This is a genomic window from Aquabacterium sp. (genome assembly GCF_021768455.1).
Taxonomy (GTDB): Bacteria; Pseudomonadota; Gammaproteobacteria; order Burkholderiales; family Burkholderiaceae_C; genus Aquabacterium.
In genome coordinates this window covers 31,373-46,677 of the sequence record NZ_JAIZVX010000012.1, presented here as the reverse complement: position 1 = coordinate 46,677, position 15,305 = coordinate 31,373, and the positions used below count along the sequence as shown (strand labels likewise).

Sequence of the window (15,305 nt, the reverse complement as noted above, 5' to 3'; positions counted from 1 at the left end):
GGGCAGCATGACCAGCGACGGCCTGCCGCACAGCGAGCTGGCCGCCAGCCTGGCCGCCGGCACCCACCCGCACCTGATCGGCGCCCTGGGCCTGGTCAGCGGCCACCCGCAAGGCGGCGAAGGCCTGCTGATGCCGCGCATCGCCGCGCACTGCCAGACGCTGGCCGGCCCGCCCAGCTTCGCCAGCTGCAGCCGCGATGTCTACGCCGAAGGCCAGAGCTTCCGGCTGGCGCAGGCCCTGGGCATCGCCAGCGGCATCGCGGCGGCCACGGCCCACCTGCACGCCCATGGTCTGCTGCACGGCGACCTCTACGCCCACAACACCCTGTGGGATGCGCAGGGCGCACCCGGCCCGCGCGAGGTGCGGCTGGGCGATTTCGGCGCGGCCTCCTTCCTGCCGGCCGATGCCCGCCAGGCCCAGGGCCTGATGCGCCTGGAGGTGCGTGCCATGGGCTGCCTGCTGTCCGAACTGGCCGAGCGCCTGACGCCAAGCGATGCCACCTGCGCCGAAGGCCTGGCCTTCTCCGCCCTGGCCCAGCGCTGCCTGGACGAGCGCGTGGCCGAACGGCCCCTCATGCCCGAGGTGCTGGCCACGCTGGCCCGCATCGGCCCGGCTTGAGCGCCATGCCCACGGTCCGGGAAGACGAGGTCGAGCTCAGCGCCGTGCGCGCCCAGGGGGCGGGCGGGCAGAACGTGAACAAGGTGTCCAGCGCCATCCACCTGCGCTTCGACATCCTGGCCTCGTCCTTGCCCGAGCCCGTCAAGGCAAGGCTGATGGCCCTGAACGACCGGCGCATCACGGCCGAAGGCGTGCTGGTCATCAAGGCCCAGGTGCACCGCACCCAGGAGATGAACCGCGCCGACGCCCTGGCCCGCCTGCAGGCCCTGGTCGACAGCGTGGCCGTGGCGCCCACGGTGCGGCGCGCCACCCGGCCCACGCGCGCCTCGCAGCGCCGCAGGCTGGAGGGCAAGCGCCAGCGTTCGGACGTGAAGGCGAGCCGCGGCCGGGTCAGTGACTGAAGGCAGGCTCGCGGGCGGCCTCGGCCAGGCTGGCCCGCTGGCGGCGGCGCCATTGCGCAGGGGCCAGGCCGGTCCAGGCCCGGAAAGCCCGGGTGAAGGCGCTCTGCTCTGAGTAGCCCAGCAGCAGCGCGATCTCGGCCAGGTCCAGCTGGCCGTCCATCAGGTGGCGCTCGGCCAGGTGGCGACGGGTCTGGTCCAGCAGGCCCTGAAAGCTGGTGCCCTGCTCGGCCAGGCGGCGCTGCAGGCTGCGGGTGCTCAGGTGATGGGCCTCGGCCAGGGCGGCCAGGGAAATGTGCCCCTCTCGGATCAGGGGCACCAGGGTGCGGCGCCAGGCGTCGACCACAGCAGGCACGGCCGCCACCTCGCGAAGCAGCTGCTCGGCCTGGTGGTCCAGCAGGGTCAACAGGGCCGGATCCGACTTGCGCAGCGGCAGCATCAGGTGGCCGGCATCGATCACCAGGCGGGTGCAGGGCGCGCCAAAGGCCACCTCGCAGCCGAAGAAATCGTTGTAGGGCTGGGTCAGGGCCGGCGCCGGGTTGACAAAGGCCACGGCACGCACCGGCCAGTAGCGCCCGGTCAGGTCGCGCGCCAGCTGCACCAGGGAGGCGATCGCGGTCTCGTCCACCAGGGCGCCCGGCTTGCCACGGGCCACACCCCATTCGATGGCCACGCCATCGGGCAGTGTCGTGACGGTGGCGGGGTTGGCATCGTAGACCGAGGCGTGGAAACGCTCCAGGCGCTGCAGGGCTTCCATCAGGTGGCCGCAGGCCAGGGCGGCGTAGCCCACCACCCCGAAGTGCCGCGCGCCAATGCCTTCCGCGATGCGCAAAGCCAGGGCGGGACGCTGCTCCAGGGCGTCAACCCGGCGCAGCATGGCCTGCCAGTCCGACATGGGCACGAAGTGCGCCGATTCGTCGAGCCGCTCCCCCAGCACCTGGGCAGGGTCCAGGCCCTGGCGCTCAAGGTACTCGTACAGCAGGCGCACATAACTGGACGCAACACGGGATTCGGGCATGGCGTTCGTCGGGCAGGCAGCCGATGTGACTCTGGAGCCCGGAATCATGCCGACAGAAGCGCCCGCCGACCATGAGGGCAAGTCGCAGGGTGACGGGCGCAGATTGGCGTGCCTTGTCAATCTTCCGGCAGGCCGGGTCAAGCCAGAAACGGCAGGCCTGGCCACCATGGGGGGCATGTTCGACGCCTTGCTCTCCCCCCTCCTCACCGCCCTCACCTCGCTGGTCACCCTGGTCAACCAGGCCCTGGGCCGGCACACCGACCTGCGCGACTGGCTGCTCGTCGCCCTGGCCCCCCTCTTCCTGCTGGCCGTGGCCATCGAGTGGTGGCGCTGGCGCGGCCAGGGTCGCCACCATGTGAAAGACACCCTGGCCAGCCTGAACCTGGGCGGCGTCTACACCCTGGTCGACGTCGCCCTGGTGCTCACCCTGGTGCTGCCCGCCATGGACTGGGTCTGGGCGCACAGCCTGACCCGCATCGCGCTCACGCCCCTGAGCTTTGCCGCCCTCTACCTGGGCGTGGAGCTTTGTTATTACGGCTTCCACCGCGCCAGCCACCGCATCCGCTGGTTCTGGTGCGCCCACGTGGTGCACCACGGCAGCACGTTCATGAACTTCGGCACCGCCATGCGCCAGAGCTGGCTCTACGGCATCGCCGGCAACTGGCTGTTCTACCTGCCCATGGTGTGGATTGGCTTCGAGCCGCGCTGGGTGCTGTTCGCGCTCTCCTGCAACCTGGCCTACCAGTTCTTCGTGCACACCCGGTGGGTGGGCCGCCTGCACCCGGCCATCGAGTTCGTCTTCAACACCCCCTCGCACCACCGCGCCCACCACGGCCGCAACCCGCGCTACATCGACCGCAACTACGGCGGCACGCTCATCGTGTTCGACCGCCTCTTTGGCACCTTCGTGGAAGAGACCGAGCCGGTGGACTACGGCCTGGTGCGCCCCGTGTACGGCCACAACCCGCTGTGGCTGACCCTGCACGAATGGGTGGCCATGGGGCGTGACATGCTGGCCCCGGGACCGCTTTCTCTGCGCCTGCGCCACCTGTGGGCGCCACCGGAATGGGCACGACCCGGGCGCAGCCCCGATAATGCGCCCCATGCATCCGAACGCCCTCATTGACCTCACGGCCCAACTCGTCCATGAAGTCCTCAAGCTCGACGCCCCGGCCGACAGCATCGTCTCCTACTTTTTCCGCAAGCACAAAGAACTGGGCATGCGCGAACGCGGAGCCCTGGCCGAGACGGCCTACGCCGTGCTGCGCCAGCGCCTGCTCTGGGCCCACCTGGCCCAATCCGGCCATGGCCCCATGGAGCGCCGCCTGGTGCTGCTGGCCTGGGCCGGCCAGGAACACATCCTGAAAAACGGCATCACGGTCGACGAGGCCGGATGGCTCAAGCGCGTCGCCACCATCGACCGCACCACCCTGCAGGACAAGCTGCGGCACAACATGCCCGACTGGCTGTCGAACAAGCTGCGCGAGCAACTCGGCACCGAGGGCTTCTGGGCCCTGGTGGAGACGCTCTCGGGCGGTGCCCCGCTCGACCTGCGCGTCAACGCCATCAAGTCCAAGCGTGAAACCGTCATCGAGCAGCTGAAGGAAGCCGGCATCGAAGCCTTGCCCACGCCCTTCAGCCCCACCGGCATCCGCATCGAGGGCAAGCCCGCCCTGCAGAAACTGCCGCTCTACACCGGCGGCCACGTGGAAGTGCAGGACGAAGGCAGCCAGCTGCTGTCCCTGCTGACGGGCGCCAAGCGCGGCGAAATGGTGGTGGACTTCTGCGCCGGTGCCGGCGGCAAGACCCTCGCTCTGGGCGCCATGATGCGCAACACCGGCCGACTCTACGCCTTCGACGTCTCGGGCCACCGCCTGGAGAACCTCAAGCCCCGCCTGGCCCGCAGCGGCCTGTCGAACGTTTATTCGGCACAGATCGCGCACGAGAACGACGACCGCATCAAGCGCCTGCGCGGCAAGATCGACCGCGTGCTGGTCGACGCCCCCTGCTCCGGCCTGGGCACCCTGCGCCGCAACCCCGATCTGAAGTGGCGCCAGAGCCCGAAGGCCATCGAAGAGCTGCAGGCCAAGCAGACCGCCATCCTCGAGAGCGCCTCGCGCCTGCTGAAGCCGGGCGGCCGCCTGGTCTACGCCACCTGCTCGCTGATGCCGGCCGAAAACGAGGTGATCGCCGATGCCTTCACCGCCGCCCACCCGGATTTCGTGCAGCTCGACGCCCGCGAGAAGCTGGAACAGGCCGGCGTGACGAACGCCGAAGCCCTGGTGACCCCCGCCGGCCACCTGCGCCTGTGGCCGCACCTGCATGCCACCGACGGCTTCTACGCCGTGGCCTGGGAAAAGAAGGACTGAGGAAGAACCGAGCGTTCTCTGCCCCCCAAGACAAAGGGCCCGAGGTGTGAACCCCGGGCCCTTTTTGCTTGGGGCAAGCGCCTTCTTGCGTCGGCGCTCAGTCCAGCCTGATCAGAACAGGCTTTCCTTGACGTAGATGATGTCGTTGGCCTTGAGCTTGTCGTTCATGTCGAGCTGGATGACCTTGGTCTGGCCCGATTCATCACGACGGTGGATGCGGATGCCGCGCTCGGTGCCGCGCAGCGTCAGGCCACCGGCCGAGGCCAGGGCCTGCAGCAGCGTGGTGTCGCGCAGCAGGATCTGGGCGCCAGGACGCTGCACTTCGCCGTACATGTAGATCTGCGGAGCACGGTCGACCCAGATGGAGTCGCCGTTTTCCAGGCCGAAGTCGTCTTCAGAGCCGGTGGAGGCGAAGACCTTGGGGAAGTCGATTTCCTTGCGGAAGGGCTTGCCGCCGCGCAGGCCGGAGACCACGACCACGTCGGAGCCCGAACCCGCCACGATGCCGCCGGCCACGGCCAGCACTTCGCTCAGCTTCGAGCTGCCGGCTTCCAGAGGGTAGCGACCGGGGCGGTTCACCAGGCCCAGCACCGACACCTGGTTGGACTTGCCCGACATCAGCAGCATGGTGACCTGGGGCTGCTTGAGGTAGTTGCCGTCCTTCAGGCCGGTGGCGATCTTCTTTTCGGCATCGGTGATGGACAGGCCGCCCAGTTTGACAGTGCCCAGCAGCGGATACGACACGGTGCCGCCTTCGTTGATGCGGGTCTCCAGGCTCAGATCGGGGTTCTGGTAGACCGTGATCCGGACCACGTCCCCCACACCCAGCACGTAATCGGCCGAACTCGCGGCCTGGGCCATCAGGCCGTAACCCAAGAGCATGGTCGCCAGGCACCACCGTGCCACAACACGCATCCACTTCATAAAGAAAACCCTCTTTTCAGGAACGATGGAGGCCGCAAGGGCCGAAATGAACTTTGACGGTCAATGTATCACCCGAGGATGACGCCGTGGCAGCCCCCGGTCGTGGATACAACGCCCGATGAAGACCGGATGGACCCGCTTCTTTCCAGCAGGTTCCGCGCCGCCACGGGCCCGGCCGGCCCAAGCCCCCCTTCATTCAAGGGATGCCAGGGGATACAGCGGCCGGCGGAAGCGGCCTCAGGCGGCCAGGCCGTGGCTGCCCGCCAGGTAGGCCGCCACCTCGTGGCCGGGCATGGGCCGCGACACGAGGTAGCCCTGCACGTCGTCGCAGCCCAGGGCCTTGAGCATGACCAGCTGCTCGGGCGTCTCGATGCCCTCGGCCGTGGTCTCCAGGCGCAGGGCCTTGGCCAGGCTGATGATGGCCGTGACCACCGCCTGGGCGCCGGCATCGCTGCCCAGGGAGCGCACGAACATGCCGTCGATCTTGAGCTTGTCCATGGTGAAGCGACGCAGGTAGGCCAGGGACGAGTAACCGGTTCCGAAATCGTCGAGCGCCACGCGCACGCCACGGGTGCGCAAGGCGGTGAGCGTGGCCTGGGCACCGACGTGGTCCTCGATCAGGGCGGACTCGGTGATCTCCAGCTCCAGGCGCTCGGGCGGCAGGCCGCTGCGGGCCAGGGCCTCGTCGACCAGTTCGATCACGGCGGAGCTGCGGAACTGCACCGCCGAGAGGTTGACGGCCACGCGCAAGGGCACCGGCCACGCCGCCGCCTGGCGGCAGGCCTCGCGCAGCACCCAGTTGCCCAGGGGCACGATCTGGCCGGTCTCTTCGGCCACGGGGATGAACTCGCCCGGGCCGATCAACCCGCGCTCGGAGTGCTGCCAGCGCACCAGGGCCTCGAAGCCGATCACGGCACCACCGCGCAGGTCGAACTGGGGCTGGAAGTGCAGCATGAACTGCTCGCTCAGCAGCGCCTGCCCGAGCTCGTGCTGCAGGCGCACGCGGGCGCGGGCCTGGTCGGCCATGCCCGCATCGAAGAAGCGCCAGGTGTTGCGCCCGGCGGATTTGGCCACGTAGAGGGCCAGGTCGGCGCACTGCAGCAGGGCCTTGGGGTCCTGCCCGTCGTCGGGCGAGAGGGCGATGCCGATGCTGGCGCGCACCTCGACCATGGCGTCCTCCAGCTGACAGGGTTCGCTGACCAGGGTGAGCAGGCGATCGGCCAGGGCACCGGCCGCAGCCCGGTCGGCATGCCGCCAGCTCAGCAGCGCGAACTCGTCGCCGCCCAGACGGGCCAGCAGGTCGCCATCGGCCACGCAGGCCCGCAGGCGCGCCCCCAGGCGGCGCAGCAGCTGGTCGCCCACGGCATGGCCCAGGGAGTCGTTGATGTGCTTGAAGTTGTCGAGGTCGATGAAGACCAGGGCGCAGGGCCGCAGGCCTTCGGCCGACGCGGCACCCCCCAGCCGCTCCAGCTCGGTGCTGAAGCGATGGCGGTTGGCCAGGCCGGTCAGTGCGTCGAAGTTGGCCAGGCGGGCCAGCTCATCGCGCGCCTGGCGAGACTGGGTGATGTCCGAGCCCACACCCCGCCACCCGGCAGAGCGGCCACGCTCGTCGAACAGGGGCTTGGCGGTGAGCGACCACCAGCGGATCTCGTGCCCCACCTCGACCGGCAGTTCCAGATCGCGGAACGGCTGCCCCAGACGGATGCAGCTGGTGAGCTGGGCCAGGGCCGCCGCACCTTCGGCATCATCGGGCGGCAGCATGTGGCCCAGCAGTTCGACGAAGCTGCGCTGCTGCAAGACCTTGCCCGGCTGGCCAAAGGACTGCGCCAGGCGCGTCGAAACGTGCTTGAGGTGGCCGCTGTCGGTGATCTCCCAGAGCCAGTCGGAGGCGTGCTCTTCGAAGTCGCGCAGCAGCAGGTCGATCAGCTGTTTCTGCCGGTCGGTCTCGGCCTCGGCCCGCATGCGGCTCAGGAAGACACGGCCATTGGTGAAGATCACCCCGCCCATCATCACGGCATAGACGCCCAGCATGCCCATGAGCGCACCGCTGTCGGCGTAGCTGGACTGGCTCAGGGCCCCAAAGCAGGTCAGCACCAGCACCAACACAAAGCCCAGCGCCGCCGGCGCCAGCGGGCTGAGCATGAAGGCCCCGCCACAGATCATGCCCACCGTGAGGGTGGACAGCAGCAACGAGCCCGTGCGGTCGGCCCCTGGAAACAGCGAGATGGGGAGGCTGGCCCACATCACCGCGAAGACCATGACCTGCACCGTGACCAGGCGGATGGCCTGGCGCGAGGCCATGGGGCGGGGTTGACCGCTCACCAGCCGGCGCCACCACACGGCCACGCTGGCGGTGGCCATGACCACGCTCAGGCACCAGGCCGAGAGCCAGAGGTGGTCGGCCCGCGGCCAGAAGACCCAGCAAACGGTGATGGCGTTGAGCGCGTTGCTCAGGGCGGCCAGGGGAAGCAGGCTCAGCAGGGCCTGGATCTGGCGGGCGCGGAAATGACGCGCCATGGGGCCATCCAGGGCCTCGTCGGGCTGAATCTCACGCCACCAGTCCAGCAGGCAAACCTTGCCGCGCTGCAACCAGCCATCGCCTTGCTCCCTCTTCCACACCATGTACACCCACATCGCGAACGCCCGATGCTGCACATGATGGCGCGAAAAGTGACCCTGCGGGCACATGGCCCCGCGATGTGGTGCCGCCGCCGTGCCACGGCCCAGGGCAGACCCGACGCCCGAATGGGTGGTCATTTGGCGTACGATGCGTGCCCTCCTGTCAGAAACGCCCCGTCATGAGCTCCACCACTCCCTTGTCCGACGCCGAACAGGCCTTGCGCGACGCCGCCTTCGAATACCACCGCCTGCCCTCGCGCGGCAAGATCGCCGTCAGTCCGACCAAGCCCCTGGTGAACCAGCGCGACCTGTCGCTGGCTTACTCGCCGGGCGTGGCCTACCCCTGTCTGGCCATCGAAGAAGACCCGAGCCTGGCAGCCGAGTACACCTCGCGCGGCAACCTGGTGGCCGTGGTCACCAACGGTACCGCCGTGCTGGGCCTGGGCGACATCGGCCCGCTGGCCTCCAAGCCGGTGATGGAAGGCAAGGGCTGTCTGTTCAAGAAGTTCGCCGGCATCGACGTGTTCGACATCGAACTGGCCGAGCGCGATCCGGACAAGCTGGTCGAGATCATTGCCGCGCTGGAGCCCACGCTGGGCGGCATCAACCTGGAAGACATCAAGGCCCCCGAGTGCTTCTACATCGAGAAGCAGCTGTCGGCGCGCATGAACATCCCCGTCTTCCACGACGACCAGCACGGCACGGCCATCATCTCGAGCGCCGCCCTGCTCAACGGCCTGGAACTGGTGGGCAAGGACATCGGCTCGGTCAAGCTGGCCGTCTCGGGCGCCGGTGCGGCCGCCATCGCCTGCCTGGACGTGATGGTGGGCCTGGGCGTCAAGCGCGAACACATCTTCGTGTGCGACTCCAAGGGCGTGATCCAGAGCGAGCGTGCCGATGCACTGGCCGGCAAGCTCGATGAATCGAAGCAGCGTTTCTGCCAGACCACCTCGGCCCGCACCCTGGCCGACGCCGTGGACGGTGCAGACGTCTTCCTGGGCTGCTCGGCCGCCGGCGTGCTGACCGCCGAGATGGTCAAGACCATGGCCGACAAGCCCATCATCCTGGCCCTGGCCAACCCGGAACCCGAGATCCGCCCGGAGATCGCCAAGGCCGCGCGTCCGGACTGCATCATCGCCACCGGCCGCTCGGACTACCCCAACCAGGTCAACAACGTCCTGTGCTTCCCCTACATCTTCCGTGGCGCGCTCGATTGCGGCGCCACCAAGATCACCGAAGCCATGAAGCTGGCCTGCGTGCGCCAGATCGCCGACCTGGCCAAGGCCGAGATCTCGGATGAAGTGGCCGCCGCCTACCCGGGCCGCGAGCTGCGCTTTGGCCCCGACTACCTGATCCCGACGCCGTTCGACTCGCGCCTGATCCTGCGCATCGCACCGGCCGTGGCCGAAGCGGCTGCCGCCTCGGGCGTGGCCATGCGGCCCATTGCCGACCTCAAGGCCTACAGCGACTCGCTCTCGCAGTTCGTGACCAACACGGGCCTGTTCATGCGCCCGCTGTTCCTGGGCGCCAAGTCCGCGCCGCACGCCAAGCGCATCGCCTACGCCGAGGGTGAAGAAGACCGCGTGCTGCGCGCCGCGCAAATCGCCGTCGACGAAAAACTGGCTTTCCCCATCCTGGTGGGCCGCCCCGACGTGATCGCCACGCGCATCGAGCGCGCCGGCCTGCGCCTGCAGCCGGGTGTGAACTGCGAGGTGGTCAACCCCGCCAGCGACCCGCGCTTCAACCAGTATGTCGAGGCGTACCACAAGCTGCGTGCCCGCGACGGCTTCTCGCCCGACCTGGCCAAGGTCGCCGTGCGCCGCTCCAACACCCTGATCGCCACCATGCTGGTGAAGATGGGCGACGCCGACGGCATGATCTGCGGCGTGATCGGCCGTTACGACTACCACCTCGACCACGTGCGCGAGGTCATCGGCGTGCGCAAAGGCGCCCAGGGCCTGGCCGCGCTGAATGCGCTGATCCTCGACCAGCACAACCTGTTCATCGCCGACACCTTCGTCAACGAAGACCCGAGCGCCGAGCAGCTGGCCGACATCGCCATGATGGCCGTGGAAGAGGTGCAGCGCTTTGGCCTGCCGCCCCGCGTGGCCTTCCTGTCGCACTCGATGTTCGGCTCCAGCCGCCGCCCCTCGGCCCAGAAGATGCGCCGTGCCCGCGACATCTTCGTCGAGCGCATGCCCCACATCCCCGCCGATGGCGAGATGCAGGGCGACGCCGCGCTGAGCGAGTCGGTGCGCCACAAGCTGCTGCCCGACAGCACGCTGGACGGGACGGCCAACATCCTGGTCTGCCCCAACCTGGATGCGGCCAACATCCTCTTCAACGTGCTGAAGATGACGGGTGCCAATGGCGTGACCGTGGGCCCCATCCTGCTGGGTGCGGCCGCACCGGTGCACATCCTGAACCCCGCTGCCACGGTGCGCCGCATCGTGAACATGACGGCGGTGGCCGTGACCCACGCGACGGCAGCCGCTGCGCGCTGACGTCCGCCCTGAGGCCCCAGGGGGGAAGGCGGCTGTGCCAGACTCACGCCCCATGCACGCCCTCCCCCGCTCGCAGGCCCTCCAGGGCTATGCCGCGGCCCTGACCACGGTGGTGGTCTGGGCCGGCTTCATCCTGATCTCGCGCCTCGGTGGCAAGACCGGCCTCACCGGCTGGGACATCGTGGCCCTGCGCCTGGGCGTGGCCGCCCTGGTGCTGCTGCCCTTCTCGCTCAACTTGCCTGCTGGCTCATGGCGTGATCTTCGCCTGTGGGGGCTGGCATCGCTGGGCTGCCTGGGCTTCCTCATCTTCGTCTACGCCGGCTTCAAGCTGGCCCCGGCTGCACACGGCGGCATCCTCATCCCAGGCATGCAGCCCTTTCTGGTGACGGGCCTGGCCTGGCTGTTGCTGGGGACACGGCCCTCGCGGCAGCGCCTGTGGGCCCTGATGCCGATTGCGCTGGGCGTGGCCTGCATGGCCGTGCCCGTCATCGCCAACCTGGGCCAGGGGCCGTCGACCTTGCCGGGCGATGCGCTGCTGCTGGCGGGCTCGCTGTGCTGGGCCGCCTACAGCGTGCTGGTGCGCAAGTGGGTGTTCGACAGCTGGATGCTGACGCGCTTCGTGACCCTGGCTTCGGCCCTGGTGTTCCTGCCCGTGTACGCGCTGTGGCTGCCCAAGGGGCTGGACACGGTGCCCACCTCGATGTTGCTGCTGCAGGGCCTCTACCAGGGACTGGGCCCCGCCATCCTGGCCATGCTGCTCTTCCTCAAGGCCGTGAAGCTGCTGGGGGCCGAACGCACCGGGGCCATGGTGGCCCTGGTCCCCGTGCTGGCGGGCCTGCTGGCCGTGCCCCTGCTGGGCGAGACGCTCACGGCCACGCTGGTGGCGGGGCTGGCCCTGGTCTCATTGGGGGCCTATCTGTCGTCGCGGGCGAAGTGAAAGAGGGCACTCCTAGAATGGTCCACACCCTGCTGCGACCTGACCGGAGCCCTGCATGACACCCCGACTCGCCCAGGCGCTGTGCGCCGCCGTCCTGCTGTGCACCAGCCTCTCGGCCTCGGCCCTGCGCCTGCTGGGCCACGCACGCGATGCCGCCACCCAGCGCTACCTCTATACCGAGGTGCACGACATCGTGCCCACGGCCGATGGCGTGATCCAGACCGCGCTGGTGACCTACTACGACGCCCAGGGCAAGGAGATGGCGCGCAAGACGCTGGACTTCCGCGCGAACCGCACCGTGCCCGTCTACCGGCTCGACATCCCGGCCCAGGGCTATGCCGAGGGTCTGAGCACCGTGCGCCCACAGGTGGTCGCGTTCAAGGTGGACCAGGGCCAGGAAGAGCGCAAGACCGTGACGCCCGACGAGGGCCCCGTGGCCGCCGATGCCGGCTTCAACCAGCTGCTGCTGGACCTGCTGCCGCAGATCAAGGCCGGCGAGACGGTGCGCTTCAACCTGATCGTGGCCGGGCGCACGCAGAGCTACCGCTTCCGGGCGCGCAAGCTGGGCGACGAGACCGCTGCGGGCGTGCCCGCGTTGCGCGTGCGGGTGGAGCCCGACTCCATGCTGCGCATGGTGGTCGCGCCCATCGAACTGGTTTACGACGCCAAGGGGACGCGTCTGCTGAACTACCTCGGCGTCTCCAACATCCTTGATCCGGCCACGGGTCAGGTCTTCAAGAAGGTCCTGATCAGCTACGGCGGCCGCACACCGGCCGAGGCGCGCTTGCCCGATGGCATTGACGCCAGCCCACGTTGAGCACGCCTCCCGTCCAGCCCTGTTCCCCTCCTCACTGCATGAGCCCACGTCAACGCCAGCTCCACCGCCTCCTTCGTCCCCTGCGTGTTCGCCCACGCCTGCTCGCGGCCGCGCTCACCGGTGTGATCGTGGCCGTGGCACTGCCTTCGGCCTGGGCGGCGCGCGACGTGACGCGGCTCATCATCGGCTGGAACGCCGGGGCCTGGGTCTACCTGCTGCTGGCCGGCTGGATGATGGTGGGCGCGGGACCGAACCAGATCCAGCGCCGCGCCCGCGATCAGGACGAAGGCGCCCTCGCCATCCTGGGCCTGGTGGTGCTCTCGGCCCTGGCCAGCCTGGGAGCCATCGTGGCCGAGCTCTCGGTGGCCAAGGACTTCACCGGCCTGGCGCGCACGGCCCACATCGGCCTGGCGGTGCTGACCATCCTGGCCTCCTGGGCCTTCACGCACGTGATGTTCGCCCTGCACTATGCCCACGAGTACTACGCGGCCACCCTCAAAGGGCAGCCCGGCGGCCTCGTCTTCCCCGACACCACCGAGCCCGATTACCTCGATTTCCTCTACTTCTCGATCGTGATCGGCACCTCAGGCCAGACGGCCGATGTGGCGCTGGCCAGCCGGCCCATGCGGCGTGTCGGCATGCTGCACTGCGTGCTGGCCTTCCTGTTCAACACCAGCCTCATCGCCCTGACGATCAACGTGGCCTCGAGCCTGTTGTGAAGCGCCCGCCTGTGCGGTTGAGCTGGATCAGCACCAGGTCGCCGAGCAGCAGCACGGCAAAGGTCAGCCCCTGCGCGAAGGCCTCCGACAGGCCGCCCCAACCCGCGCCTGCGTAGACACCCAGGAGGATGGCCAGCAAGACCAGGCCCTGCAGCAGACCGCGTCGCAGCACGGTGGCGTCGAACAGCCGGGCATCGGCCCGTCGAGGGGGCTGGCGCATGGCACCGGGCGCCAGCGGTTCGGCCTCGAAGATCACGGTGCAGGCCGGGTCGATCAGCAGCTGCAGGCACAGGATGTGAACCGGCCTGAGCAGCATCGGCCAGCCCAGCAGCACCGGCAGCAGCGACAGGCCCACGATGGGCACGTGCACCGCCACCACGAAGGTGATGGCCTTGCGCAGGTTGGCAAAAATGCGCCGCCCGTGTCGCACGGCGGTGAGCAAGGAGGCGAAGTCGTCTTTCAGCAGCACGAGGGAGGCGGCCTCGCGGGCCACGTCGGTGCCCCGCGCGCCCATGGCCACGCCGATGTGGGCGGCCTTGAGCGCGGGGGCGTCGTTCACGCCGTCGCCGGTCATGGCAACGATGTCACCGCGGGCGCGAAAGGCCTGCACCAGGCGCAGCTTCTGCGCAGGGCTGACGCGGCAGAAGACCTGGGTGTCGGACAGCCTCAAGGCCAGGGCGGCATCGTCCAGGGTGTCGAGCTCGGTGCCCGTGAGGGGCACGCCCTCGGCCTGCAGACCCGCTTCTTTCGCAATGGCCAGGGCGGTGGCGGGGTGGTCGCCCGTGATCATGACCACGCGCATGCCGGCGGCCTGGCAGTCGGCCACGGCCTGGGGCACATCGGGGCGCACCGGGTCCTGCAGGGCAATGAGACCCAGGAAACGGAAGTCGAAATCGTGCTGGCCTTCAGGCAATTCCGGGGCGCTGAAGCGGGCCTGGGCCACGCCCAGCACGCGCAGGCCTTCGGCGGCCAGGGCCTGCACCTGGGCCGCGATGGCGGCGGCCTCCTCGGCACCGAGGTGGCAGAGGTCGACGATGGCCTCGGGCGCGCCCTTGGCGGCGATCAGGCGCTCGGCCTGGTCGGGCGACTGCCACACCCGCGACATGGCCAGCAGGCTGCGCGACAGCGGGTAGTCGTTGAGCAGGGTCCAGTCGGCATGCAGGTGCTCGGTGCCGGCCAGCAGGGTCTGGCCCGCCTGGGTGATGGCCTGCTCCATGGGGTCGACGGCACGCCGGTGGCTGGACAGCACGGCGTACTCGAGCAAGGCGTGCAGGGCCTCGGGCAGAGGCTGGCCCGCCTGGGCCACGGCGTCGTGGATGACGGGCCCATCCCGCGTCCACAGGCGGCGCACCGCCATGCGGTTGCGCGTGAGCGTGCCGGTCTTGTCGACACAGAGCACGGTGGTGGCCCCCAGCAGCGCCACGGCCGGGATGTGGCGCGCCAGCACCTGTTCGCGTGAGAGCCGCCAGGCGCCCAGGCCCATGAACAGCGTGAGCATGACGGGCAGCTCTTCGGGCAGGATGGCCATGGCCAGCGTGAGCCCGGCCAGGATGCCCTGCACCAGCTCGCCCTTGATCTGCCACCAGGCCAGCGCCAGCAACACGGCCACGAGCAGCCCCACGGTGGCCACCCGGCGCACGACCTGGGCGGTCTCGCGCTGGATGGGCGTGCTCTCGTCGCCCAGGCTGGCGAGCGAGGCCCCGATGCGACCCAATGCGCTGCGCGGGCCGGTGGCGGTGACGGTGCCACGCGCCGTGCCCTGGGTGACCAGGGTGCCGGCCAGCGCGAAGGCGGGCTCGGGGCCGTCGGCGTGCTTCATGACGCCTTCGGACTCGCCCGTGAGCGCCGATTCGTCGACCACGAGATGCGCCGTGTCCTGCAGGCGCAGGTCGCAGGGCACACGGTCGCCTTCGGCCAGCAACACGGTGTCACCACAGACCAGCTCGCGGCCAGGCACGCGCCGGGTCCGCCCCTCTCGCACGACCAGGGCCCGCGGGCTGGAGAGCTCGCGCAAGGCCGACAGGGCCCGGGCCGTGCGCTGCTGCTGCACCAGCGAAATGCCCATGACCACGACCACAAAGCCCAGCAGCATCAGGGCCCCCTGCTCGTCGCCCAGCACGAGGTAGACGGCGCCACAGGCGATCAGCAGGAGGAACATGGGCTCGGTCAGCACACCCCAGAGCAGGCGCCACAGCCCGTGGCCCGAGACCGCAGGGAGTTCGTTGGGACCGTCACGCCGCCAGCGCGCCTGGGCTTCGGCTTCGGTCAGACCGGGATCGGGCAGGTCTTTCATCACCAGGGTGGCGGCCAAGCCACAAGTGGACAGACCAGCCCAGCCTAACACCCAGGGGGCTGCTTGCTTTGTGTCAAAGCCCACCCAG

General features: G+C 69.4%; 12 protein-coding genes. 8 read left to right on the top strand and 4 right to left on the bottom strand.

Translation table 11 applies throughout. The features are described from left to right. The coding region (locus QZ994_RS03165) for a protein kinase (protein ID WP_290868092.1) at window positions 1-619 on the top strand (619 nt) is incomplete at its 5' end. Window positions 620-624: 5 nt separating this feature from the next. Continuing rightward, a complete protein-coding gene (gene arfB, locus QZ994_RS03160) occupies window positions 625-1,020 on the top strand; it encodes an alternative ribosome rescue aminoacyl-tRNA hydrolase ArfB (RefSeq protein ID WP_290868088.1) in 396 nt (131 codons plus the stop codon). Here the strand turns inward: arfB and QZ994_RS03155 are convergent. Continuing rightward, window positions 1,010-2,035 (bottom strand): AraC family transcriptional regulator, encoded by a 1,026-nt coding sequence (locus tag QZ994_RS03155; protein WP_290868086.1) that lies wholly within the window; start codon window positions 2,033-2,035, stop codon window positions 1,010-1,012. The genes arfB and QZ994_RS03155 overlap by 11 nt on opposite strands. A 175-nt stretch (window positions 2,036-2,210) precedes the next feature. Between QZ994_RS03155 and QZ994_RS03150 the strand changes: the two genes are divergently transcribed. Together QZ994_RS03150 and QZ994_RS03145 are read left to right on the top strand one after the other, a co-directional pair. Further along, window positions 2,211-3,161: a sterol desaturase family protein gene (locus QZ994_RS03150; protein ID WP_290868083.1), complete on the top strand. Its 951-nt coding sequence runs from the start codon at window positions 2,211-2,213 to the stop codon at window positions 3,159-3,161. Then, complete coding sequence (locus QZ994_RS03145; protein WP_290868081.1) at window positions 3,139-4,404, top strand: RsmB/NOP family class I SAM-dependent RNA methyltransferase; 1,266 nt, start codon at window positions 3,139-3,141, stop codon at window positions 4,402-4,404. The genes QZ994_RS03150 and QZ994_RS03145 overlap by 23 nt, the downstream gene beginning before the upstream one ends. A gap of 111 nt (window positions 4,405-4,515) precedes the next feature. Here QZ994_RS03145 and epsE read toward each other — a convergent pair whose 3' ends face one another. Together epsE and QZ994_RS03135 are read right to left on the bottom strand one after the other, a co-directional pair. Next, on the bottom strand, window positions 4,516-5,328 hold the full coding sequence (epsE, locus tag QZ994_RS03140) for a polysaccharide export protein EpsE (RefSeq protein WP_290868079.1): 813 nt from the start codon (window positions 5,326-5,328) through the stop codon (window positions 4,516-4,518). A gap of 237 nt (window positions 5,329-5,565) precedes the next feature. Continuing rightward, window positions 5,566-7,950: an EAL domain-containing protein gene (locus QZ994_RS03135; RefSeq protein ID WP_290868077.1), complete on the bottom strand. Its 2,385-nt coding sequence runs from the start codon at window positions 7,948-7,950 to the stop codon at window positions 5,566-5,568. Between the two features lie 176 nt (window positions 7,951-8,126). Between QZ994_RS03135 and QZ994_RS03130 the strand changes: the two genes are divergently transcribed. The 4 genes from QZ994_RS03130 to QZ994_RS03115 are packed head-to-tail and all read left to right on the top strand — an operon-like array spanning window position 8,127 to window position 12,924. Then, window positions 8,127-10,451, top strand: coding sequence for an NADP-dependent malic enzyme (locus tag QZ994_RS03130; protein ID WP_290868074.1), 2,325 nt, complete (start codon window positions 8,127-8,129; stop codon window positions 10,449-10,451). Between the two features lie 52 nt (window positions 10,452-10,503). Next, a complete protein-coding gene (locus QZ994_RS03125; protein ID WP_290868070.1) occupies window positions 10,504-11,388 on the top strand; it encodes a DMT family transporter in 885 nt (294 codons plus the stop codon). A 55-nt stretch (window positions 11,389-11,443) separates the two neighbouring features. Continuing rightward, entirely contained in the window at window positions 11,444-12,205 is a 762-nt protein-coding gene (locus QZ994_RS03120) for a hypothetical protein (RefSeq protein ID WP_290868067.1), read from the top strand. A gap of 38 nt (window positions 12,206-12,243) precedes the next feature. Further along, window positions 12,244-12,924, top strand: coding sequence for a DUF1345 domain-containing protein (locus QZ994_RS03115; protein WP_290868065.1), 681 nt, complete (start codon window positions 12,244-12,246; stop codon window positions 12,922-12,924). Here the strand turns inward: QZ994_RS03115 and QZ994_RS03110 are convergent. After that, window positions 12,899-15,235: an HAD-IC family P-type ATPase gene (locus QZ994_RS03110; protein ID WP_290868062.1), complete on the bottom strand. Its 2,337-nt coding sequence runs from the start codon at window positions 15,233-15,235 to the stop codon at window positions 12,899-12,901. The genes QZ994_RS03115 and QZ994_RS03110 overlap by 26 nt on opposite strands. Window positions 15,236-15,305 lie beyond the last annotated feature (70 nt).

Coding starts and splice junctions, on each gene's coding strand:
- arfB (WP_290868088.1), top strand. CDS start 625: ATGCCCACGGTCCGGGAAGACGAGGTCGAGCTCAGCGCCGTGCGCGCC.
- QZ994_RS03155 (WP_290868086.1), bottom strand. CDS start 2,035: ATGCCCGAATCCCGTGTTGCGTCCAGTTATGTGCGCCTGCTGTACGAG.
- QZ994_RS03150 (WP_290868083.1), top strand. CDS start 2,211: ATGTTCGACGCCTTGCTCTCCCCCCTCCTCACCGCCCTCACCTCGCTG.
- QZ994_RS03145 (WP_290868081.1), top strand. CDS start 3,139: ATGCATCCGAACGCCCTCATTGACCTCACGGCCCAACTCGTCCATGAA.
- epsE (WP_290868079.1), bottom strand. CDS start 5,328: ATGAAGTGGATGCGTGTTGTGGCACGGTGGTGCCTGGCGACCATGCTC.
- QZ994_RS03135 (WP_290868077.1), bottom strand. CDS start 7,950: ATGGTGTGGAAGAGGGAGCAAGGCGATGGCTGGTTGCAGCGCGGCAAG.
- QZ994_RS03130 (WP_290868074.1), top strand. CDS start 8,127: ATGAGCTCCACCACTCCCTTGTCCGACGCCGAACAGGCCTTGCGCGAC.
- QZ994_RS03125 (WP_290868070.1), top strand. CDS start 10,504: ATGCACGCCCTCCCCCGCTCGCAGGCCCTCCAGGGCTATGCCGCGGCC.
- QZ994_RS03120 (WP_290868067.1), top strand. CDS start 11,444: ATGACACCCCGACTCGCCCAGGCGCTGTGCGCCGCCGTCCTGCTGTGC.
- QZ994_RS03115 (WP_290868065.1), top strand. CDS start 12,244: ATGAGCCCACGTCAACGCCAGCTCCACCGCCTCCTTCGTCCCCTGCGT.